Source organism: Pantoea latae (assembly GCF_002077695.1).
In the GTDB taxonomy this organism is placed as follows: Bacteria; Pseudomonadota; Gammaproteobacteria; order Enterobacterales; family Enterobacteriaceae; genus Pantoea; species Pantoea latae.
The window spans coordinates 55,812-76,925 of sequence record NZ_MWUE01000022.1 but is presented as its reverse complement, the minus strand read 5'-3'; the positions used below and the strand labels follow the sequence as shown (position 1 = coordinate 76,925).

Below are 21,114 nucleotides of genomic sequence, written 5' to 3'. Positions count from 1 at the left end.
GCATTGCTCACAGTTAAAAAATTATGCCCGACATGTCTGACGCATGTGCGGCTCAGTGCAGCGCGATACGCAGCGCGGCGGCCGTGGCGAACGGCGCCAGCGTTGCGCTGGCCGTCAGCATCGCGCCGAGGATCGCCAGATAACCGCCAATTGGCAATCCCTGACTCGCCGCCTCGATGGCCGCGCTGGCGAAAATCAGCACCGGCACCGCCAGCGGCAGCACCAGCAAACTCAGCAGCACGCCGCCGCGCCGCAGGCCGACCGTCAGCGCAACGCCGATGGCGCCGAGAAAGCTAAAGGTCGGCGTGCCGAGCAGCAGCGTCAGCGCCATCGCCAGCCAGCTGTTGAAATCGAGCGACAGCAGCAGCGCCGCCAGCGGCGACAGCAGGATCAGCGGCAGCCCCGTCACCAGCCAGTGGGCGATCACCTTGCCCAGCACAGTGACCGGCAGCGGCGTCGGCAGCAGCAACAGCTGCTCCAGCGAGCCGTCGAGGAAATCGTCGCGAAACAGTCGCTCCAGCGCCAGCAGCGACGAGAGCAAGGCGGCAACCCAGACCACGCCCGGCGCGATGCGTGCCAGCTGCTGCGGCTCTGGCCCGATGCCGAGCGGGAACAGGGTAATCACGATCAGAAAGAACCAGAGCGGATTAACCACCTCCGCGCCGCTGCGAAAGGCGATGCGCAGCTCGCGCTGGATCACGCGCAGCGACATCAGAGCAGCTCCGCGCCAGTAAGCCGTATTTTTCGCACCCGCGCAGCGCTTTTTGGCAGATCCTGGTGGGTGGTGAGAATAACCAATCCGCCCTGTTCGGCATGTTGCGTAAAGCGCTGCATCAGTTTCTCCACACCCTCTTTATCTATCGCCGTCAGCGGCTCATCCAGGATCCACAGCGCGGCGTCGCTGAGCCAGAGCCGGGCCAGCGCCACGCGGCGCTGCTGTCCCGCGGAGAGCTGCGCCACCGGCACCTCTTCATAGCCCAGCAGATCGACGTACTCAAGCGCGTCAAAAATTTGCGCGGTGTCGCGATCGGGATGGTAAAAGCGCAGATTTTCCAGCGGCGATAGTACCGCTTTTACTCCCGGCTGATGGCCGAGAAAAAGCAGGCTTTGATGCCACTGTTCGCGCTGTTGACCTGTCGGCTGTCCGTGCCAGCGCACTTCGCCCGCTTCCGGGCGGCTCAGTCCCGCCAGCAGGCGCAGCAGCGAAGTTTTCCCGGCGCCGTTCGCGCCTTCAATCTGCACGATATCACCCGCCGCCACGCTGAACGACAGGGTGTGGAACAGAGTGCGTTCGTCGCGAACGCAAGAGAGATTAATGACTTCGAGCATGCAGAAGAGGTCGCGCCAGGTAAAAAGAGGCCGGGATAATACCACAAGCTTGCTGTGGGCCGAAGCCCATGCCGTGCGACGCAACGCGCCTGCCGTGATGGTTATGCCTCTTCCAGGCGAGATATGCTTAAAAATCGCGCAACGTTAAAACTTTGTAACGCTTCACTGGAAAGATAGTTACATTTCGCCCTTGCCAAAACAGGCTACGCTTATTACGCGCAGCAATTATAACAAGGAGCAAACATGAAACCTTCCCCATCTGATCACCAGGATGAAAACGATGTCGACAGCGAAGAAAAAGAGCAAGGAAAGGAGATCGAAGTCGATGAAGACGCCCTGCCCTCGCGCGCGGCGGCGATACATGAAGAGATACGTCAGGATGGCGAAAAAGAGCTAGAGCGCGACGGCATGGCGCTGCTCTGGTCGGCGATTGCGGCCGGTCTGTCGATGGGCGCCTCGCTGATGGCGAAAGGGATTTTTCAGGTGCATCTCGACGGCCTGCCCGGCGCCTTTTTGCTGGAGAACCTCGGCTACACCTTTGGCTTTGTCATCGTCATTATGGCGCGCCAGCAGCTGTTTACCGAAAACACGGTGACGGCGGTGCTGCCGGTGATGCATAAACCGACCATGGGCAATATCGGCCTGCTGCTGCGGCTGTGGGGTCTGGTGCTGCTGGGCAACCTGATCGGCACCGCGCTGGCGTCGCTCGCCTTTGCGGAGATGCCGATTTTCGACGACGCGACGCGCCAGGCGTTTAGCGCCATCAGCCAGAAGGTGATGGAAAACAGCCCTGGGGAGATGTTCGCCAATGCGGTGATCTCCGGCTGGATTATCGCCACCATGGTGTGGATGATGCCGCAGGCGGGCGCCACCAAGCTGATTGTTATCGTGATGATGACCTGGCTGGTTGGGCTGGGCGATCTGGCGCATATCGTGGTGGGCTCGGTGGAGATCCTCTATCTGGTCTTTACCGGCCAGATTAGCTGGTATGAGTTTATCTGGCCGTTCGCGCTGCCGACGCTGCTGGGTAATATCACCGGCGGCACGCTGATCTTCGCGCTGATCAGCCATGCGCAGATCCGTAACGATATGAGCGAGGCGGCGAAAGCGGAGAGCAAAGCGAAACAGCGCAAAAGCGCGCAGCAGGAAAAGCAGCGCTAAGCTGTTGAGGAAATGAGCAAACGCGCCGCCATTGGGTTATTCTTGCGGCGCGTTTGCGCTATACTGCGCGCCGCGGTCCCCTTAGTTAAATGGATATATAAAACAACAATTGTAAACCATTTAATTTTTTGCAAATTACTAGATTATCACTCCATAACGTGTACTTGATTTGGTACACATAAACCAAGTAGGTAGTGAGGTGAATGATGGTCGATGATTTTTTTAAATACCGATATGCATGGGAGAAGTTCCATTCAGCCGTGCTTTCTCTCGCAGGCGAGGGAAGCATTCAAGAAAGGCTTGAAAATGCTTACGTCTTTAGCATTATTCATTTGCGGCGGGACAACGATATTCCAGAGGAATTACATGATGACTTTGAAGAGATCGTTGCATTGATGACTGCTTCAAATGCAGCTGAAGGTCGTGTGAATGCGGCCGTGAATGCTATGGATGAATTAGAAAGAAGCAGTGTTGTTGGTAAAATTATCGGCCTTTACGACAGCTTATGCCGTTACATGCCTAAGCACTGATAGCTTCCTGTTATGGGGTGTCAGGGGTCGGAGGTTCAAATCCTCTCGTGCCGACCAAAATTCCCAACTAAAGCAGCCTGTTAAGGCTGCTTTTTTTATGCCTGCAATCTGGAATGGTAAAACCATGGCGAAACAGTGGCAAAACTAGCCAGTGAGCGCACAGCCTGTTGAGGGCTATACCGGCCCATTGTCACGCCAGACGCTCATGATTTCGTAAGTCACTTTGCCCAATACGATGACATCATCGAGTGCCTCTCCTGCGATCCTCTGTCCATCATCGGTGATGATGCAGCGATCGCCGGTTCGCGCCAGAATCGACATGCCTTCATGAACAAGAGCAACTCTGTCTCCTCTTTTAACCGGTACAGAACGGTCAACAACCAGCATGCCTTCATCCATTTCGATGAACAGCGTAGCTGCAGGGTTATGCACGACAAAATCTGTAACGGTCAGGCGACGCTGGATATAGTCCTGTGCTGGCGATTGAAACCCCATGTCATCATCCGCCGTTAGGGTTGAAAACTTGGAAAGTCCGCTCTTCACCTTCTTTCGTGGATACGTCACGGAATGTAGACGTGTAAATCTCTACCCAGCGGTTGGCTTCTTTCAGCGTTAGCTGCCAGTTCAGCTTTGCGAGTTCTTCAACAAAATCGACAGTTGTTACGGTATAGCGCCCCTGCGGGTCTCTTTTGATGGCATTTTTGAAAGCTATTTCTTTTTCGTATTCGCGTGGCATGACAGATTCCCTCCAAAAAATAACTGTATATATATACAGTAATATTTATGAGGATTTTTATCAAGATAGTGCGGTTTGGTTTTGGCTAAGGAGTCGCGTGATAGGGATTTTGGAGAGTTCTGGCGTGAGCGGCTAAGCTTTAGTCACCCACCCCGTAGTTCACTGAAGATGGGCGCGGTCTACCTCTGCCCCGTCGCCGGGGCTTTTTTTGTGACCTAGGCCTCTTGTCTCTAGTTCTCGCCCGATCAAAAATCAACCCTAAACAAGACAACCTCACAGCGTCAAACTGCACGCACCGCCTTGATGGCGTGCGGACCTTTATACCAGGAGCTGTGGGTTGGATTATTGTTTCATGAAGTGCAATCCAGTAGGTTTTACCTCATTTGCGCGGGTACATAGCATAGGGTGCCCGCGCCTTTTTCCGGGCAATGCTATTACCCTCCCGTCTTAAAGAATCTTAGGGGTTATCAAACCCGTCCTGTAGCCTGTTTAGATAAGTGCGGTATGCCTCAGACTTGCCACTATTTTTCTATTCGCATTACTCACCCTACGGCCACTCGCGGCTTGTAGCATGAATTACCTGTACTGTATACAAATCAGGCTAACTGTGAGTCCACTACCTTTGCCCGGTGCGGTGAAGTTAAGTTTTTTGATCGCTACCGTTATGTTCAATGAGGCGAGTCCCTGAGAGCTTCCTGTGGGCTACAGCCCCGTTAAGCAGGTTTCTGAATTGGCGGTAACTCTCGCCACAGAAATCTTCTAGCGCAATTCCCTTACAGGATTTCCTGACTTTCAAACCAGCCTCTTAAATATGCCTAATAATGATTGCCATTAAACGCACCGTGGTTCACAAAATCCTTATAGCAATTTAGTACCAATACTTAGGATGCACAGGTAACACAGCAGCGTGTTGCCTACGATAGTAGGCCTTTAAAGACAATCTTTTTTGCTCGCTTAGGCAGGATTTTTTAACAGCCATGAAACTGACTAATATTCAAATAAAATATCACACTTAGCATACTGTAAATATTTTCTCGTAAAAAAAGTATCTTGTAGAAAATATTCTCTTAAGGATTTTAATATCCCTTTATATCTAATGATAACATGATGTTATTATTAGGTTCTTTCCTTTCGTCGATGATTTCAAAATCTGCCCTCTAATCGAGCTAAATTTTCACTACACTTATTTTGCAATCCGATTTGATATAAGTTATGGTCAATAGGGTCTCTCACTGAGATAGCATAAACTTCCTTGGAAATGTTAGGCTCATATCTGATGCCGCCCGGATATCCGTCCGGGTTTTTCATTTCCCCAGTGCTATATAAGCAAGCCTAAATTCCGCAGCAACCAAAAGTTCAATAGGGGTAGCTCTCCCGCTTACCTTTCGCTTTAATTGGTATCACCTATGGTAGGAATTTACACAATCCTAACATCTATTTAGCACCAGTAAGTTATCATTGGCAGGTAACACACAGCATCGTGTTGCCTACGAAATTAGAAATCTAAAGACACTCTCTGTTGCCCGCCTTGTGCGGGCTTTTTTGTGCTCAATATTCGTATCAGATGTATCAATTATGTACGGTGGTCCCCACATCTCCGCCTGCTGAGATCGGCGCGGTCTACCTCTGCCCCGTCGCCGGGGCTTTTCTATTCAAGCCCGGCATTCAGGCCGTTTTTGTATAATTCCTAGCTGATACTTGCATCTTGCAAGAAAATTTCAGCATCTTTACTGAAACTTAATAGTCAGATTTTAAGCATAAGTTACAATCATTTAGTAGGATTGCCTTTCTGATGTGTGTGCAGAGATTTGTTCCAACTTCGACTCTGTTTACAGGGTCATAGCCGCAAGCCGAGCCAATGCCTCATCAAGGATTTTGGCTTGGTACTTATGCCGCCCCGGATGTCCGTCCGGGTTTTTACTTATCATTGGCACAAATCCAATACGACTTCTGAAATTTGCCCTTAAACACGATAATGGTTTAGTTCACCCATTAATACGTGTTTCCTGTATCAAATTTGCATAACAAATGGTAAGGATTTACGCAATCCTAACAGTTTTTCAGTACCTGTGAGTTATCTTTAAAAAGTAACACACAGCAACGTGTTGCCTATGAAATCAGTTATCTAAAGACAATCTCTGTTGCCCGCTTTATGCGGGCTTTTTTGTCAATATTTACATCTTGTGCCCGCAATATGTACAGTGAGAAAACCCCATCTCGTAGTTCACTGAAGATGGGCGCGGTCTACCTCTGCCCCGTCGCCGGGGCTTTTTTCATCCGCTTACGCTTGCATCATCTGGGTTGGCTGCCAGGCTTTGTCGAGCCTGTAAATCTACTGTCTAAATGGTATGGTGAAAAAAGGACTCAGTAATGACTCGCTATCTACCACATTGCCCGCCATCTCTCCTCGAGTGGTGGGCTTTTTTATGCTGGCTTTGTCGGCCATCGAACATCTGGAGCATCGCTCAGTTCGGTATCGTTCAGGACGTCAATGTAATCCATCCAGGCATTAAGCTTTTCCATCTCAGCGGCTGTCAGTGTACGGCCCATGAGCAATTTGGTTTGCCAAACTGTGATAGCCGTAGTGGCTGCTGACAACAGCGAATCCTTTTGATCTTCCGCAATAGCTAAATAGTCAGGTTCTGGAATGCTTTCGAGACGCGGCCCACTTTCATCAAAAACCAAATATTTCCCTTCAGGCGGACTGATAAATGACTGGTATTCCTCGTCGGGTATTCTGGTCATCTTATCGAAATCCACGCCGTTAGCGGCAGCTGCATCCGGATACATTGAATTGAAAAATCCAATCTTGCCTGGCATGTAATAATTAGCATCAGGCAATGGTTCCATTGCATTATTAATCTCTTCACTCATGATGAAATCCTTCCCACGGCGGTATAATCCACGCGCACGGACTGGTTAGCGGCTATTGATCCGTCCGCCTTGTAGCAACGAACCTGAAAGTAAGTGGTATTTTGATTGTTTGTTGAAATATTACCGTTCATAGCCGCCCAGTCTGCGGAACACGCCACAGGCCGGGGCGCTACGGTGAATGCCGTAGGATACGTTACGGTAGCGTCCCCGCTGGCGTTGGTAGTCACCACAACAGTGGCGTTAATGATCTGGAATTTTCTGTTACCGTCCGTCAAAATTGAGAAGCGATCATTTGCTATATAGTTGAGACCTAAATTCGAAAGAGTGGCGCTCTGCACAGTTACGTTATCAAATGCAATCGGCCCTGATATTGATCCACCAGATTTTGGTAATGCTGCATTAGCCGTGGTTTGTGCATTGCTTAGCCCTGTAGCTAAGCTCGACCATGAAGGCCCAGTGAACTGAGTTAAATCCGGCAGTGTAACGGTAACATTCCCCGCACCGCTGTATACCTGTTGCCAGTTCTTCATTTGCAGGTTCATGCCACGCAAAACAGTTCCCATATCATTCATGGCTTGCTGGGTGATGGCATACATCAAACTGGCGGGAACGGCATTCCATGCAAGGCCGCTAGCTGTCGGTCCAGTATAAGCGGCACCAATGGTGAGCTGAGTATTAGATGCAATGGCCGCGACGACCAGCGTGTAAGGCGTTCCTCCCGCAATCACTCCGATGAAATCACCAGCTTTGAACTCTGTAGTGAAGCTAGTTCCGCTTCCATTTACGGTTGCTGAGCCGTTGGTAACAGTAATCGTACCTGCTGACATACTTATCTCCGAACAATAAAAAACCCGGCGCTGTGGCCGGGTTATAAATGTTTGTTGAATATCATGTGTGGAACTGGTTAGCAGTAGGTGCCGCAAATAACTGCGCACTCCATGTGCAGTATTCTGACGCGCTCTGATTCAAAGCCCCTGCCGCAAACATCATCGTTGCAGCGGCTGTACCTATATCAACACTATAGGTGTAGATCGACAAAGTCACGCCGTTAGAAGTTATTGATGTTGCAGGTGCTACCTCGCTTCCGGCAATAACAAGTTTTGATGCCCCCTGATTGTTATTCCTGACACGGAATACGGTTCCCGTGAGAGTCATCGGCACGTCGCCTTTTCCAGCGGTGCCGTCCCAGTAAACCGTGTTAGACGCATTGGTTGTTGTCTGGCCAAATGAAAAGCTCTTGCTCTGCATCAGCGGGCCATTTATCTTCGAGGCATTGAGCGTGCCTAAAATGGTGCAGTTTTCTCGAATGGTGACATTATTTAAATCACCTGCTGATGCATATATTGTTCCCCTGACCGTAACGCCATTGAATGTAGCAAATCCTGATTTGTTAATATGCCATCCAGTGTTACCTGTACCGTCCCAAGTATTGGACTGGATGTAGTCGCCGATCATGGCATTGTTAATCCAGCTCTGGCCGATGAATGCCTGGCTGATAAGTACCTGGCCGTCTTTGATGACAAAAGGAGAGTAAAGGCTATTACCAATACCGCTCATGACAACAAACTGATTAGCGTTTACCGCAACACGCGTATCAACTCCGCCGCTGCCATTGACAGTTGCAGCCACTGACAAACCTGCATCGTAATTGACGCCGTTATAGCGAATACCGGTTTTCAGGGTGTAAATTGCTGACGGACTGGTAGCATCGGCGTATGCGGTAAATTTTTGCTGAATGGCTGCTTCATTGACGCTAATAGCCTGTCCCTGTGCATCAACTTTCTGGTTTGTCGCTGTAAAGCTTGCAACAACATTTGTTTCCAGCTGTGCAACAGATTTTTGCGCATCAGCTGATACCTTCTGCGCCTGTAAAATGCCAGCGCGGTTATCACCATATTGCGCCCATTGCTGGTTAACAGAGTCATAATCAGCCAGCATGTTCTGTAATAAAGCCTGCGGATCAGTGACTAACGGCTTAAGCAGCTGCTTTCCATCTGGAGACGTCAGGAACTCTTCCACTACATTCCCGATAAGATCATTAGCATTCACATTGGACATGCCTGCAGCGAAAGCCGTCCAGTCGCCCACATTGCCGATTTTGTCCACCAGCCTAGCGCGATACCAGCGGCGAACACCAGCCGGCATTGGCCCATGCTGATAACTCAAGCCAGGATAAGGAACATAGGCAAGGAACTGCGGGTTTTGTCCATCAGCTGTTGTTGCCGCCTGAATTTCGGTATACGCCGTATCGCCCGATCCGGCAGGAAAAGCCCAGGTGACATCGATAGCCCACACGACATTATCTGTGGCTCGAAGATTTACAGGTGTACCGGGCTTACCGGCTTTGCCAATCAGAGAAGTAGAATCAGCGTATCCCCATGGCGAAGAAACTTCTGCTGCGTTCACGGCGCGCACGCGGACATCATAAACGCCCGTGTAAATACCGCTGATGCTGAATCCATGCGCGCTGGTCTGGCTGACGTTAACCCAGTCTCCTTTATCCTTACGCCACTGCGCTACGTAGCTAATTGCGCCCTCAACTCTGTCCCATGTCACCTGCATTATCGAAACCGACAATCCCTGTTCGACATAGCTCACTTCGGAGACGGCGATATTCGTCGGCGCTTTCAGCACGCTTATCGGCGTGACAGTAATTGGCGCCGGCTCAATACGCACGCCATCGTCGATATAGCGGTATTTGTTTGGATCGTGCTCAACGCCTGTGATGGTAAACGTTCCGTCATCATTACGGGCAACAGAGGTCACGCGGTAATACTGAATGGCGAGATTATCGCTGTCGATGGCCCATACGGCGCCGGCAACCGGTGTCATTCTGAAAGCCGTATTAACGGTGACCGTTTTTTTTTCGCTGCTGATGCTGCGAATCGTTCGGGTCTGCGCGGTTCCATCAGGGAGGTTTACAACAAGCCGATCACCTGCCGAATAATCAATGGCCCGGTCAAGTGTTAGCTTTGGGCCATTCACTGCGCTGATGCGTCCGCCGTTGTCTTTTCCCGCCCTGAAAGGATCGGCAACACCGATGACTTCTGCCGGAACAGGAAGATAACCATCCAGGCCAGTGCCAAAGGAAATAGTGCCGTCTTTAGCATTCGACAGGATAGCCCAACGCCCGCGGCGGTGTGCTTCACTCTGGGAGGTGCAGCCGATAGCCGTGAGCGACATTTCATTGACGCCGTAACGCTCGACAAGGTCTGTGTCGTAAACGCCTTCTACAGTATCTGAATAGTGGTTTACGGGATCGGACCATGACACCTGGCAAGAGGTGTAACGGTTTTTATAGCTGCCGCCGGCATAAGTCGGAAAACCGTCAATGATGTTGGAAGAGTGATAAATGTAGTCAACGTCCATGTTGCCGTTAGCATCAACCTGTGGCACATCAGCATTGACGAAAATCTGGTTATTGCCCCAGAACGTGATGCCACGAAATATGGCCGCGATGTCTTTGAGTACGGTATAAGCGTCCTGCTGGTTCTGAATGAAAACGTTACAGGTAAAGCGCGGTTCTGTGCCGCCGGCGCCATTGCTAACCATCTGATCGCAGTACTGGGCAATGTCGTACAATTCCCATTTATCAATCATCGATGCATCGACGCGGTTACCCATGCCGAAGATTTTATCCAGCACCAGATCGTAAAATATCCACGCCGGGTTATTCGTGTAGGCGTATTTGAAATCACCCAGCCAGTTACCGGTATACGTGCGTGAATTCGGATCGTAGGTTGTTGGAACACGAACCAGCCTGCCTTTGGGTTTGCACGTTACTTTCGGCGCGCTGCCATTGAACTGGCTGGCATCAACTTCGATATACAACAGCGCGGTGTTGGGGTAACGCAGTTTGCTGTCGATGACCTCGGCAAATGAAAATACACTGAACGCATTGATTAGCTTCGATGAGGAAGAGTCTGCAGTGATGCGTCGCACCCTGATTGCCCAGCCGCTTGATGCCTTTGGCAAGTCGATGCGATGATCGCGCTGATATTCTGAGGTGGTTTTGCCGTTGAAACTGCCGTCAACAACCTGAACCCATGAGCCGCCATCTGTAGAAAGGTCAATCGCATACTGAGTGACCGTGCCGACCATATCGCCGTTATCTTTATAGGCATACTGAACCGGCAGGCTGAGCTTGATACGCACGGCATCGAGCGTAAGGTTAGTGTACTGGCGTGTCCAGGGTACGGATTGTGTTACCACCACACCCACAGAAAGCTCGTTATCAACCTCTGGCATGCCCTGAATGTAACCCTGATCCTGAGTGCCTTTTCGCCAGTCCCAGACGACGCCGGTAAAATTATAAGTGCCGTCATCATTCGCAAGCTGGGTGTCATTCAGGTAAATCTGCTGTGCTGTTAAGTCACCCTGAATTTCTCCCTCAGAGAGCGCCAGCAGCATTTTCAGCTTGGCGATAGAAAGCAGATCGTCTTCCTGCTCTACAGGCGTATGTGCGCTGCCACCGCCGCCCTTGCTGCCGCCAAGGACGGTTGCCCCTTCGAGTAATCGCATATTTCACCCATAAAAAAAGCCACCCGAAGGTGGCCTGAAATCAAGTCAGAGAGTTTTATTGCTGATCGCTGGTAAAGCTTCCGGCGCTGATGATCGCCCCGCCAATTTCCCGTTCTCCATAAAGGACCGGGACCGGGTACCCCATCGCTACCGTGTTGATCGGCGCGCCAAAGGCATAGTTAGGCTTGTTATCCGTACTGGATGAAGCACCGATATTATATTTGGGCTGGGGAGTCAGCATCTGAACCACTCCGCCAAGGAGCATGCTGATACCCAGGCTGGTCAGCGCGGTAGTTGCCAGCCCCACGGCGGTAGTGGTTCCCAGTGCTGCGCCGTAAGCTGCTAAGCTGGCACCTGCAGTAAAGAAGGCGGCTACGATTGCTACCGCGCCGATGATTATCTGCAAAGCTCCGCCCCGCTTGGAACCTTCGATGACAGGCTCCATCTCAAACTCAGTGGAACCAGACGACATATCAAACTCTTGCAGGCTGATATTATTTTTGCCGCTGAAGAACGCGAACCTGATCCCGTTTAAGTGAGCGTTGGAAACGTACTTTTTAAAGCCTGGCACCTGTGAGCACATGGCTCGCAGGAGTTCACGCAGATCGGCAACATGATAGCGGTGAACCTTTCCAAATTTCTTTGCCATGGGCCCTTTCAGGGTCATTGTCTTAAGCATCCATCAGCTCCTTTCTGCGAACCACGCGCACAGTTCGGTTACGCCAGTACTCGCCATACGGAACGCGCGTTGAAAGGTTCCCGGAGTTGTGGTGAAGAATGATGTTGTTGCCGAGGTAAATAGCCGCGTGATTCGTTACCGGCGCCTGAATCTGCATCATGATCATGTCGCCCTCACGCATTTCAGCTGCAGGCACTTCAACGAAGCCCTCGCTCTGCCAGTTATCGTCGTAGCGGTTTTCTTTCCCGTCTGCCCACCACTCATAATCGACAGACCAGTTATTGAGGTTTATGCCGTGCTCTTGCCGGTAATAGTCCATAATGAGCGTCCAGCAATCGGCAAATCCCAGCACCCAGCTACGGCCGACCAGCTCACGGTCAACGCGCGGGGAAAAGGTACAGAAGTCGCCATCTGGCCACGACATGATCCCCCACTCAATGCCCCAGTAATCGCACTGAACGCGATCCCGCTCAGACGGAATTAGCTGCGGAACGTTAGGGTGAGAATGAATAACCATCAGGATGGCCCCGAGCTTTTCGGCCGCCCGCCTCTCTTCAGATGAAATCGTGAAGTGTTCAGTCGGCTCCTCATGAATGTTGCTACATGGCACATACACCTGCTTCCGGCCAGACTGAATGACCAGCCCACAAGCCTCTTTTGGATACTCCGCAGCAACATGCTCGCGTATGGCTTCCAGAATTTGTTTGCGCATGATTACTTTCCCTGAAGGTTGGCTGCAGGGAAACCGCCGAATGACAGAGGCTGATCCTCGCCGAAACGCAGCTTGCAGTCCCCAAGCCGTCCGCCGCACACATCCAGAGACGGGTTGTCCGTAGGCGTACCGTCTTTGAGGAAGTAGCGCGTTCCGTTGTAGTCGCATCCTGTGCCGGTCCGATACCAGCCGCGCATGCACCAGGTGCAAACCGGAGTGATCTGCCGAGAAGGAAGCTGCAGCCCCTGAATGTCGAATGGCGAGCAGAGTTCAAAATCTACCTGCACGCGCGTCTCTGCTGTTTTTGCATTCACATAAAACAGCTGCACCCGGCTTTCCTGAGGGTTTGCGTTAGGGTTGCCGGCCGTCCAGTTGGCCGCATCGAGGTATTTTGCAAGCGTGGTATGAATCCTTACCTTCGCCTTCACCATGTCTTGGTACTGCAGGCAAAGCGCCGTAACGTAATTGCCAACGTTACCGACTGAAAGCTTAGGCGTGGGCTGTGAGCCTGAGCTGCTCATTTCCAGTCCTGTCAGCTCGTAGGGGTGCGGGTCGAACTCATTTCCCTGCCAAATGATGGACGGCAAATTATCCGCGGCAAATGATGCCCAGCCTTCTGTGGGAAGGTTGTAAGCATGGAATCGCAGAATGGTGTCAAGGCCGAATTCTGTCCCGTCGATCTCAATCATCTGCACCAGCTGGCCCGGCTCCAGCGCCTGAACATCCTGAGTAAAGCTCATATTTCACCCATAAAAAAAGGCGCCGGAGCGCCTGTTGGTTCGTGACCTGTCACGGTGCAAATGCCTGTTCAAACGTGAAAGAAATTTCCGCGAAGTCCCCATTGACGAACTTGGGATTGATCGAGTCTGATTTCACCCGATACAGCTTTTTTTCACCCCATGGGTTAGTCCACCAGAAAGAGGTGGTCACATGGCTTTTGAGAAAAGCTCTCACAGAGGCCATGGCGGCCAGTCTTCCGTTGCAGGCAAGGGACCAGCTCTCTGATGCCTCGTTGATTCCCTTACCGGCGATTTGTTTGTAGCCGTCACCGAATTGCGCCTGAATCGTGGAAACGTTCAGCTGCTCACTTGCTTCAGTTCTGGCACACCAGGTGAATGTATCAATAGCCATGTTTCCGTCACCTTATGCGCGATACAGGACGCCACCGGGAGACATCTCTTTCCTCAGGCGCTCTGTGATTGTGGTCTGAACGATGGATTTAAGCTGATTGGCCGCGTTAGCGGTGCCGGCAGAAGACGCATCACCAGACCCGCCATCCTGAACTATGCTGACGGGAGCATTAACCTGAATGACCGTGTTACCGCTTCCTGTAGCGCGGTTAACGCCAGATGAATAGATGGGCTGGGCGGGATTACCCACGTAGCCGCCAGTAGCGTACCCCCGCATCATGTCATATAGGTTCGATACGCCAATCCGCTGCGTTGCCTCTTTGGTGAAAACAAACTCACCTTTGTGGACGATGCCGGCAGGATCGTGTTTACCACCCGGCCCCGTATATCCGCCATCATCATAAGCGGCATAGCTCGTTGACATACCCATAGCACCGGTCGTTCCGCCCGCAGCCCCCGCAGCTGCGCCACCGAAACTGCTGAAAACCGACCCGAGAATGCTCCCGAAAGATGAGCCACTGCTGCCCATGGCATTTACGATTGCCATTTGCAGCGCAACTTTCGAAATCATCTGGAGAACAGACAGCCCCCAGCTCTTCCAGTCGGCTTTGCTACCCACCAGCATTGCAGACATGTTATCTAGCGCGCTATCCATGGTAGAAGTAATGCCCTGCGAAACCGTGCCAGCAACGTTACTGGTATTGGCAAGCCAGTTTTCATAACCACGAGAGACGCCGTTAAGCCAGTTGGCTTCGGTAGCGGCTGTTTCCTGATATTTCCTGTCCAGAGCATCGAGTGCTGCTGTTCTGGCCGCCACGGCATCTGCGCCCTTATCAGTTTTATCAAACACACGATCTACCTGCTGCTGCTCGGTGAAGCGCTCCCTCTGGCGGTCCCCCATCCCTGCAGTGGATGAGATCATGGCTGCATCATCCTGATACTTACGAGCCGCGTCACGCAGGTCTTTCAGCGCCTCAATTTGCTCGCGCTGCTTTCGAACATTTTCATCAGCTTTCTGGGTCCACTTCTCCAGTTCAGTTGATGATGCCCTGATTGCCTGGCGCTGCTCATCAGTCCATTTGGTTCCGGCCTGATGTGAGGCGGCATAAAGCTCAGACGCCTTTTCTCCCTCGGTAGCGCGAACCTTTTGCACTTCCACCGCCACGCTGAGATCGGCCATTTTCCGCGCGTACTGTTCAGCAACAGAAGCCGCCTCTCGCTCAGCCTTGTTCTGCGCATTGGTGGCCGCAGTGCCATCTTTTTTTGCCTGCGCTGCTTCAGCATCCTTTTTAGCAGCCTGGTCCTTGTTGTAAACGTACTGCGTATAGAGCGCGCCAGTAAGCTTTAAATCGTCGGCTTCATATTCATACTGCCGATGCAGTTTCTGCAAACCGGACAGGCTTGCCAGCTCGTTATCGCGCCGGGCTTTTTCCAGCGCCGTAGACTGCTGAGGCGTGGCTTTAGCCAGTGATACAACCGGGCCTGCATACTGCGGAGGCGTGGCGCCACCCATGGCACTCATTGAGCGATTCAGCAGATCATAAGCACCTTTCAGAATCGCTACGGCGCCGGCCTGCTCAATGGCCTTTTTAGTAGCAAGATCGCTGGCATCATTCACCAGCTTCTGAGTTGCTTCGACCTTTGACGCAGCCTGCTCTCGCTGATATTCCAGCTTATTAAGCTGATCGGTAGCATCCTGCTGCCTTTTGGTAAGCTCCTCGACTGACATGAGGTTGTTAATTCGAGCCAGCCAGGGATGCTCGTCATACTGCTTTTCCATGCTCTGCATGGCTGCGAGACTGTCGCGTGTTTGTCGGATTTGCTCATCAATATCGGCAAGGTCTTTTTTCTGCGCTGTCAGCGAACCGCGCGCATCTGCTGACGTAGAACGTAATCCGGCGACTGACATCTGGTTGAGCTTGCTGTTGATAGCGTCCAGATTGTCAGAGAATGCGACTGCCTCCTGGTGTACCTGCTGCGTATGCTGATATACCCCGTACATAGCCGTGCCAGCGGCAATAATCACGCCTGGCCATCCACCGAGCAGACCCAGAACCCCACTGCCAAGGCGGGACATTACGGAGGCTGTTTCGGTAAGTCGTCCGGCTGCAGATGAGCGGGCCGTAATTGAGGTGTTCAACTGTGCCTGAGCGACAGCAAGCTGACGCTCAGCTGCAATCTGCGCCTCAATGCCAGCGGCTGCTGAACGTGCCTGCTGAGCACGATATACGGCCTGCCTGGCTGTTGCGACGCTTACCTGAGTACCGCGCAACTGGGCTTCTGCAAGAGCTACCTCCGCAGCAGTATTGGAAATGACAGAGGCCGTGGCGCTGGCAACACCAGTGACCATGTTGCCGAAATAGCGGGCGACACCCAGCCCGACCAGCACGCCAGCAGCGTTCGCCACCGTGTCGATGTTCTTTGCCAGGCCATCGAGCACGCCTGAAAGGGATGACGAGGCTCCGACGGCGTTGTTAGCGCCACCCACCCATGCCATGAATGCGTTTTCTACTTTCTGCGCAGAGCCGCTGATTGAAGCTGGCAGCGTATCGAACTCTTTCCGCAACTGGTCGACATTGGTCAGGAGCGGCACGATCTTATCTGTGGTCAGCTCGCCGTTGTTTGCCATGTTACGCAGGCCGCCAATGGTGGTTCCCAGACCATCCGCAAGGAACTTAGCCAGCCTGCCACCACTTTCCATAATGGCGTTGAATTCCTCACCGCGCAGCACGCCTGAACCCAGCGCCTGGCTCAGCTGGGTAATAACGGAACTGGCCTCCTCGGTGCTCGCGCCTGACAGCTTAAGCGAGGTGGCCACGGTCTCTGTAACTTTGGCGACGTCAGCCGATGCATAGCCGGCGTCCCGCAGAGATGAGGCAATGCGGCTGTACAGATTCGCGTTCGCCTCGAATGACGTTCCGGTGCGCTGGCTGATAGACATCAGAGTCTGCTGCGATCGGGTGAAATCCTCTGCGGAGGTAGAGGCAAGTCGCAGGCGACCGCTTAGCTGGTTCCATGTATCGGCATAGTGGACCAGCTGGCTGGTCGCAAAAGCGCCGGCAAATGCCCCAGCCATACCTGCGGCACGCTCACGAACTGACGACAGCTGAGAATTGAGATCAGCCAAAGCACGCTGAGTTTCTCGCGTGGCAGCTGAGGCTTTTCGCCCGCCCTGCTCCATGGTTTTGTAATAATCAGACCCCATGCGCGACGCTCGCGCAATTTCGGACTGGAATGAAGTGGAGTTCGCCGAAATTTTAATGATAAGTTCACGCAGCGTAGCCATAAGTCACCCTTTAAGGGCTGCGCTATCCGGCAAGCGCAGCAAAGAAATCTTCCAGCCCGCTGGATTCCTCAACCGGATCAGGTTCCTGCCACTGAAGCAGCACATCTTCCATTTTCACTTTTGCGCCCTGTGAATTCAGAACGGCTGTAGCAATCTGAGCCGCCTGTATGTCCCCACGCCGATCGCTGACAGGATTAAGGCGGTCATACTCGATCCACATGCGCAGTTCGCTGGCTGTGAGTGATGATTTAAGCTCATGCAAAGTGCGCCCAAGACGAAGCGCCAGAGTCATCAGGAAAAATGTGCCGGGCTGTCTTACTTTGCCTCTGCGTCAGCCTGTGACGTGCTCAGATCGAGCGCTTGCTTGAGCAGTCGGGCATGGACCGGCCCATAAATGTTTTCGACAAGCGGCTTGTCTTCGGCTTTGAAAACGGGTGTATCGTTTTCATTCAGCAGCACGTCGATAAACAGCACTACATCTGCGTTTTTATTTCGCAGCGCGCGCTCTGCAGCGGTCAGTTTTTCTGGCTCGCCTTCAGGATTAGGATTAATAATCTGCTGCCATTCAAGCCAGGCCTGACCTGAAGGCTCTCGCAGTTTTACTTTTGCATTCTCCCATTCCGGGACGGAAATAACCTTGCTTCGAAACCCTGCCATCGGGGCCAGCGCCAGCGCGCGTAAGTTATTCTGTGATGCCGTTTTTGCCATTTCATTTTCTCTGTTTCATTCAGGAAAAGCGGCTTTCGCCGCTGTTATTAGCCTGCAGCCGGTGCCGGTATGATCGGGACGGGCTTGCCTTTGACGCGAAGCGTAAAGGATGCCGTTACCACTCCAGCCGTTGAGATACTCCAGCTGTTCTGGCGCACTTCAGCCAGGAAGGCATAGCCGTTACCAGACGGGAAGATGACCTGAAAGGCGTGTAACGCATCCGTGTCATAAGCGGTTCGGAGGGTGTTTTGTCCCTCTTCATCTGCCGACCAGTTACCGGAAATGGTGACCTCGCCCGGCGCAGCCAGACCGTTCGTCATCTCCTGCTCGGTAGAGCAAAGCGTGGTCGTTTCGATGTCAGATTTTTGCCCGCCCGTATAGCCCAGCTCTTTCGTTGAGCAGTTGATACTTTGCCAGGTTGCGCCGGTCGGGTTTGCTTCGGTCGCTGCATCAGCAGAGACGTTAATCTTCGTTCCCTGCGTCTTTTCGTACTTTGAGGACATGGTGATCTCCAGATAATAAAAAACCGCCCGGAGGCGGCATCAGGGGTTAATCCCAGAGCTGAACTTCAAGCGTTGCCCGGTAAAGGGCCGTATCAGGCTCGAAATCATTCATTTCATTGAGAGAGACGGAGTTAAGCGGCGCGAGCGCTGCGCGTATTTGGGATCGCAGGGTTCGCGCTTCATCAATGGACTGCGCCCAGGCATCTATCTGTAACGTGCTGGCTGTTTCGGCCTGCCCACAGAACACGTCACTGGCCACTCCTGATGGAAAGAGGAATACAACCCAGGGCGCGGCCGTTCCCGATGGTGCGACATACGGAAACACGTTCCCGCCAGCAACATCGCTAATCAATGGGTAAACATCGGCTTCTGTCATTTTGACAAAACCTCATCTATCGCCTGATTCATTCGCGCCAGCGCAGCCTGCGTCGCCTCTTCCTGCCGGACGTCAAAAGCGGGGCGGACAAAGGGGTGCGCGGGCATTTTTGACGTCCCCATTTCAACAAATCGCCAGTAGAAAGCATTTTTAGGATCGCCTGCTTTCATTGATTTATCGCTGTTCCCCGTTGCGGGATTAACGCCTCGGATATGGACGCCGGAAGAGATATCACCGCGCCTGCGCGCCTTCTGCGTCATAACGACTACGTTTCGCTTGAGCTTCCCGGTTCTGACTGGCGCTTTGGCAATAACTTCCTCTTTCAATACCTCAGCCCCTGCCCGCGTGGCGTCCCGCAATACCTTGTTGTTTTCCGCCTTACTGAGCGCTTCAAGGTCCTTTGCAATATCGTTTAGCCCGGAAAAATCCAGATTTGTCGAAATCACTGCTTAACCCCCCTTTCGCACATCAGCTCAAGCCGGGCGCCGTTCTCGGCACGCGTGACTGATTTAATGTCGTAAACCTCACCTTCTCCCGTTGGCGGATTATGCACAAGCCGCCAACCCGATGTGATCGTGATGCCCGCAATACGACGCAACCATATGCGGGACGTGGTCCCGGATAACTCAGCGCCTGAATTAAGCAACTCACGGCCTGAGACATCAGAGATGGCTGCGCGAATGCTTTTCACATCCGTCCAGCCGATTGCCGGCTGACCAGATGGAAGGCGCCCGGATGCGGGTTTCTGCAACGTCACGCGGTAACGCATGGGTCCTGCTCTCATACGCCATAAATCCTGTAGGGCTGAAGAAAAGCTTCAACGGCAAAATCCGGCGTGGCTACACTGACACCGGTCACCACCGCCTCGCGATTTGCATACCAGTGCGCAATTAGCATCAGCATGGCGGTTTCAATATCTTCGCCGTACAGCAGCGCGTCCGGGTCGGCCAGATAAAGAGGATCGGCGGCATTTTCATAAAGCGTGCGGCGGGTAGAGTTTTCCACGTACCGCACCGCCGCCTTTATGCGGGCCGCCAGCCAGGCATCATCCTCGGTAAAATCCTGCTCGATATTGCAGTGATGCTTTACCTGATCAACGGTCAGCATAATTACCCCTTACTTTGTTTTCGCCTTGCCTTTGGTGCTGCCATCGTCGCCGGACTCTTTTTTCGCGCCCGGTTCCTCGGCATAGCCCCGCTGGATAAGCTCGCGGCCGTGCTGCTCCAGCGTTTCAAACGTGGTGCCCTCGGTCAGTACCTCGCCCTGGTGGTAGATGGGCTTGATGGATCGCAGTTTCATGGCTGTTTCCTCATTGCACTGGCGGCCCTCAGGCCGCCGTCAGGAGTTATGCGCCAGCGGCTGCCGGTGCGGTAAATGAGCCGTAGATAAAAGCTTCAGGACGCTTAACGGCCAGCGCCAGGCGCTCTTCACAGCGGATAGAGATCATGTTCTTCTCGAAGTCGTCAGCGTTCTCGGTGGAGATAACCACGTTGGCGTCTTCACGGTCGAAAAGCTGCGCCGCGGCATTGAAGGCGCCGGTCAGGAACTTGCCCTGGAACGCGGCGGCCTCGGTGGCCACAACAGGCAGGCCCCACAGTGTCGGGCCGGTGAGCGCTGACGGGTTCGCCAGGATATAGCGTCCCAGCGTGTCTTTGGTCAGCTCGATCTTCGCCCAGTCGATGAAGTGCAGAACGTGACCGGATGCCGGAAAACGCGCCAGCTGAGCCTGCAGCATTGCCAGACGCAGATCGTCGATACCATTCTGCTGCTCAACGCTAAAGGCAGGATCAAATGCAGAGGCCTGGGGGACAATGCCGTGTAGATGCACACCGGTACCGTCGCCGAAAAGGATTTCCTGCTCTTCGGCATATTTCAGGCCAAAACGAAGCTCTGTATCGACCGTTGACTGAAGTTGCGAGAAATCATCCAGAATCTGCTTAGATGCTTTAAACAAGTGCGCGACGGTAGATACTGCGGTGATTTTGGTTGCGAACTGAATGTCGCTGTAAGGCTTCGTAGTACCTTCTGGTACGACTTTTGCCGCGTTAGTAAATCCGGTCTGCTGCACCCAAAAGATAGCAGGTGAGGCAGTCCGGCCTGGTGCGATCAAATCGCGGATAAACAGGCGCTGCTTAGGCGCGGCGTCAATGCCCGGCAGCCGTTGGGGTTCAACCACCCCATCAGCAACATCAGTGGACAGGAGCGCAGCGTTAACCGGCACGCTGACACGCTTGCCGCCCTCCACGCTGGCCGCAAAGGCTTTCAGTGCTTCATTGCTGATAACCACCTGACCAACCGTCTCTGCCACTTTTTTAGCAGCGTTCAGCGGCATATTGGCAACATGCTGCTCCAGATCGCCCAGAGCAGCCTTCAGCGTCTTTTCCGCTTCGCGCAGCGCGTTAAACTCAGATGCCATTTTATCTACAGCAGCCTTAGTTTCTTCGGAAAGTGAGCCGGATTTTTTAGCCTCTTTCAGCGCCTCTTCGGCTTTTGCACTGAACTTACCGTTTGCCTCTTCAATACTGGCGGTAACTTTTTTCAGAATTTCGTTTACTTCAGACATGGAGTT

24 protein-coding genes are annotated in these 21,114 nt (G+C 52.8%); 3 read left to right on the top strand and 21 right to left on the bottom strand.

Going from position 1 to position 21,114, the window contains the following annotated elements; all coding sequences use genetic code 11:
- Positions 1-52 precede the first annotated feature (52 nt).
- Both ccmB and ccmA read right to left on the bottom strand, forming a co-directional pair.
- On the bottom strand, positions 53-712 hold the full coding sequence (gene ccmB / locus B2J69_RS14360) for a heme exporter protein CcmB (protein ID WP_081140296.1): 660 nt from the start codon (positions 710-712) through the stop codon (positions 53-55).
- Positions 712-1,329: a cytochrome c biogenesis heme-transporting ATPase CcmA gene (gene ccmA, locus B2J69_RS14355; RefSeq protein ID WP_081140294.1), complete on the bottom strand. Its 618-nt coding sequence runs from the start codon at positions 1,327-1,329 to the stop codon at positions 712-714. The genes ccmB and ccmA overlap by 1 nt, the downstream gene beginning before the upstream one ends.
- 243 nt (positions 1,330-1,572) lie before the next feature.
- Here ccmA and B2J69_RS14350 point away from each other — a divergent pair, with 243 nt between their 5' ends.
- The gene (locus B2J69_RS14350) at positions 1,573-2,490 is read left to right on the top strand and encodes a formate/nitrite transporter family protein (protein ID WP_081140293.1); all 918 of its coding nucleotides are present in this window, start codon (positions 1,573-1,575) and stop codon (positions 2,488-2,490) included.
- Positions 2,491-2,693: 203 nt separating this feature from the next.
- Positions 2,694-3,020 (top strand): hypothetical protein, encoded by a 327-nt coding sequence (locus B2J69_RS14345; RefSeq protein ID WP_143806303.1) that lies wholly within the window; start codon positions 2,694-2,696, stop codon positions 3,018-3,020.
- A gap of 174 nt (positions 3,021-3,194) precedes the next feature.
- Here B2J69_RS14345 and B2J69_RS14340 read toward each other — a convergent pair whose 3' ends face one another.
- Positions 3,195-3,515, bottom strand: coding sequence for a S24/S26 family peptidase (locus B2J69_RS14340; protein WP_081140289.1), 321 nt, complete (start codon positions 3,513-3,515; stop codon positions 3,195-3,197).
- 4 nt (positions 3,516-3,519) lie between these two features.
- Complete coding sequence (locus B2J69_RS14335) at positions 3,520-3,756, bottom strand: DNA polymerase V (RefSeq protein ID WP_081140287.1); 237 nt, start codon at positions 3,754-3,756, stop codon at positions 3,520-3,522.
- 1,794 nt (positions 3,757-5,550) lie between these two features.
- Between B2J69_RS14335 and B2J69_RS24555 the strand changes: the two genes are divergently transcribed.
- Complete coding sequence (locus tag B2J69_RS24555) at positions 5,551-5,781, top strand: gallidermin family lantibiotic (protein WP_143806301.1); 231 nt, start codon at positions 5,551-5,553, stop codon at positions 5,779-5,781.
- Positions 5,782-6,180: 399 nt separating this feature from the next.
- Here B2J69_RS24555 and B2J69_RS14330 read toward each other — a convergent pair whose 3' ends face one another.
- The 17 genes from B2J69_RS14330 to B2J69_RS14255 form a co-directional block, all read right to left on the bottom strand.
- On the bottom strand, positions 6,181-6,630 hold the full coding sequence (locus tag B2J69_RS14330) for a tail fiber assembly protein (protein ID WP_081140285.1): 450 nt from the start codon (positions 6,628-6,630) through the stop codon (positions 6,181-6,183).
- On the bottom strand, positions 6,627-7,457 hold the full coding sequence (locus B2J69_RS23890; RefSeq protein WP_143806299.1) for a hypothetical protein: 831 nt from the start codon (positions 7,455-7,457) through the stop codon (positions 6,627-6,629). Before B2J69_RS23890 ends, B2J69_RS14330 begins: the two co-directional genes overlap by 4 nt.
- A 61-nt stretch (positions 7,458-7,518) precedes the next feature.
- Entirely contained in the window at positions 7,519-11,151 is a 3,633-nt protein-coding gene (gene gpJ, locus B2J69_RS14325) for a TipJ family phage tail tip protein (protein WP_158083438.1), read from the bottom strand.
- Between the two features lie 55 nt (positions 11,152-11,206).
- Positions 11,207-11,830, bottom strand: coding sequence for a tail assembly protein (locus tag B2J69_RS14320; RefSeq protein WP_081140283.1), 624 nt, complete (start codon positions 11,828-11,830; stop codon positions 11,207-11,209).
- On the bottom strand, positions 11,823-12,542 hold the full coding sequence (locus B2J69_RS14315; RefSeq protein ID WP_081140281.1) for a C40 family peptidase: 720 nt from the start codon (positions 12,540-12,542) through the stop codon (positions 11,823-11,825). The genes B2J69_RS14320 and B2J69_RS14315 overlap by 8 nt, the downstream gene beginning before the upstream one ends.
- 2 nt (positions 12,543-12,544) lie before the next feature.
- On the bottom strand, positions 12,545-13,282 hold the full coding sequence (locus tag B2J69_RS14310; protein ID WP_081140279.1) for a phage minor tail protein L: 738 nt from the start codon (positions 13,280-13,282) through the stop codon (positions 12,545-12,547).
- Positions 13,283-13,331: 49 nt separating this feature from the next.
- On the bottom strand, positions 13,332-13,673 hold the full coding sequence (locus B2J69_RS14305) for a phage tail protein (RefSeq protein ID WP_081140277.1): 342 nt from the start codon (positions 13,671-13,673) through the stop codon (positions 13,332-13,334).
- A gap of 12 nt (positions 13,674-13,685) precedes the next feature.
- On the bottom strand, positions 13,686-16,958 hold the full coding sequence (locus B2J69_RS14300; protein WP_081140275.1) for a phage tail tape measure protein: 3,273 nt from the start codon (positions 16,956-16,958) through the stop codon (positions 13,686-13,688).
- 22 nt (positions 16,959-16,980) lie between these two features.
- Positions 16,981-17,250: a phage tail assembly protein T gene (locus B2J69_RS14295; RefSeq protein ID WP_081140273.1), complete on the bottom strand. Its 270-nt coding sequence runs from the start codon at positions 17,248-17,250 to the stop codon at positions 16,981-16,983.
- 23 nt (positions 17,251-17,273) lie between these two features.
- Complete coding sequence (locus tag B2J69_RS14290) at positions 17,274-17,666, bottom strand: phage tail assembly chaperone (protein ID WP_081140271.1); 393 nt, start codon at positions 17,664-17,666, stop codon at positions 17,274-17,276.
- 47 nt (positions 17,667-17,713) lie between these two features.
- Positions 17,714-18,169, bottom strand: coding sequence for a phage tail tube protein (locus tag B2J69_RS14285; protein ID WP_081140269.1), 456 nt, complete (start codon positions 18,167-18,169; stop codon positions 17,714-17,716).
- A gap of 46 nt (positions 18,170-18,215) precedes the next feature.
- A complete protein-coding gene (locus B2J69_RS14280; protein WP_081140267.1) occupies positions 18,216-18,545 on the bottom strand; it encodes a DUF3168 domain-containing protein in 330 nt (109 codons plus the stop codon).
- Complete coding sequence (locus B2J69_RS14275; RefSeq protein WP_081140265.1) at positions 18,542-18,991, bottom strand: HK97-gp10 family putative phage morphogenesis protein; 450 nt, start codon at positions 18,989-18,991, stop codon at positions 18,542-18,544. The genes B2J69_RS14280 and B2J69_RS14275 overlap by 4 nt, the downstream gene beginning before the upstream one ends.
- Entirely contained in the window at positions 18,988-19,314 is a 327-nt protein-coding gene (locus B2J69_RS14270; protein WP_236722736.1) for a phage head closure protein, read from the bottom strand. The genes B2J69_RS14275 and B2J69_RS14270 overlap by 4 nt, the downstream gene beginning before the upstream one ends.
- Before the next feature lie 11 nt (positions 19,315-19,325).
- Positions 19,326-19,652 (bottom strand): head-tail connector protein, encoded by a 327-nt coding sequence (locus B2J69_RS14265; protein ID WP_081140261.1) that lies wholly within the window; start codon positions 19,650-19,652, stop codon positions 19,326-19,328.
- A 9-nt stretch (positions 19,653-19,661) separates the two neighbouring features.
- Positions 19,662-19,844 carry a DUF7210 family protein gene (locus tag B2J69_RS14260; RefSeq protein WP_081140259.1) on the bottom strand — a complete coding sequence of 61 codons (183 nt, stop codon included), beginning with the start codon at positions 19,842-19,844 and terminating at the stop codon, positions 19,662-19,664.
- A gap of 46 nt (positions 19,845-19,890) precedes the next feature.
- Entirely contained in the window at positions 19,891-21,108 is a 1,218-nt protein-coding gene (locus tag B2J69_RS14255; protein WP_081140257.1) for a phage major capsid protein, read from the bottom strand.
- Positions 21,109-21,114: the final 6 nt, after the last annotated feature.

Coding starts and splice junctions, on each gene's coding strand:
- ccmB (WP_081140296.1), bottom strand. CDS start 712: ATGTCGCTGCGCGTGATCCAGCGCGAGCTGCGCATCGCCTTTCGCAGC.
- ccmA (WP_081140294.1), bottom strand. CDS start 1,329: ATGCTCGAAGTCATTAATCTCTCTTGCGTTCGCGACGAACGCACTCTG.
- B2J69_RS14350 (WP_081140293.1), top strand. CDS start 1,573: ATGAAACCTTCCCCATCTGATCACCAGGATGAAAACGATGTCGACAGC.
- B2J69_RS14345 (WP_143806303.1), top strand. CDS start 2,694: ATGATGGTCGATGATTTTTTTAAATACCGATATGCATGGGAGAAGTTC.
- B2J69_RS14340 (WP_081140289.1), bottom strand. CDS start 3,515: ATGGGGTTTCAATCGCCAGCACAGGACTATATCCAGCGTCGCCTGACC.
- B2J69_RS14335 (WP_081140287.1), bottom strand. CDS start 3,756: ATGCCACGCGAATACGAAAAAGAAATAGCTTTCAAAAATGCCATCAAA.
- B2J69_RS14330 (WP_081140285.1), bottom strand. CDS start 6,630: ATGAGTGAAGAGATTAATAATGCAATGGAACCATTGCCTGATGCTAAT.
- B2J69_RS23890 (WP_143806299.1), bottom strand. CDS start 7,457: ATGTCAGCAGGTACGATTACTGTTACCAACGGCTCAGCAACCGTAAAT.
- gpJ (WP_158083438.1), bottom strand. CDS start 11,151: ATGCGATTACTCGAAGGGGCAACCGTCCTTGGCGGCAGCAAGGGCGGC.
- B2J69_RS14320 (WP_081140283.1), bottom strand. CDS start 11,830: ATGCTTAAGACAATGACCCTGAAAGGGCCCATGGCAAAGAAATTTGGA.
- B2J69_RS14315 (WP_081140281.1), bottom strand. CDS start 12,542: ATGCGCAAACAAATTCTGGAAGCCATACGCGAGCATGTTGCTGCGGAG.
- B2J69_RS14310 (WP_081140279.1), bottom strand. CDS start 13,282: ATGAGCTTTACTCAGGATGTTCAGGCGCTGGAGCCGGGCCAGCTGGTG.
- B2J69_RS14305 (WP_081140277.1), bottom strand. CDS start 13,673: ATGGCTATTGATACATTCACCTGGTGTGCCAGAACTGAAGCAAGTGAG.
- B2J69_RS14300 (WP_081140275.1), bottom strand. CDS start 16,958: ATGGCTACGCTGCGTGAACTTATCATTAAAATTTCGGCGAACTCCACT.
- B2J69_RS14295 (WP_081140273.1), bottom strand. CDS start 17,250: ATGACTCTGGCGCTTCGTCTTGGGCGCACTTTGCATGAGCTTAAATCA.
- B2J69_RS14290 (WP_081140271.1), bottom strand. CDS start 17,666: ATGGCAAAAACGGCATCACAGAATAACTTACGCGCGCTGGCGCTGGCC.
- B2J69_RS14285 (WP_081140269.1), bottom strand. CDS start 18,169: ATGTCCTCAAAGTACGAAAAGACGCAGGGAACGAAGATTAACGTCTCT.
- B2J69_RS14280 (WP_081140267.1), bottom strand. CDS start 18,545: ATGACAGAAGCCGATGTTTACCCATTGATTAGCGATGTTGCTGGCGGG.
- B2J69_RS14270 (WP_236722736.1), bottom strand. CDS start 19,314: ATGCGTTACCGCGTGACGTTGCAGAAACCCGCATCCGGGCGCCTTCCA.
- B2J69_RS14265 (WP_081140261.1), bottom strand. CDS start 19,652: ATGCTGACCGTTGATCAGGTAAAGCATCACTGCAATATCGAGCAGGAT.
- B2J69_RS14260 (WP_081140259.1), bottom strand. CDS start 19,844: ATGAAACTGCGATCCATCAAGCCCATCTACCACCAGGGCGAGGTACTG.
- B2J69_RS14255 (WP_081140257.1), bottom strand. CDS start 21,108: ATGTCTGAAGTAAACGAAATTCTGAAAAAAGTTACCGCCAGTATTGAA.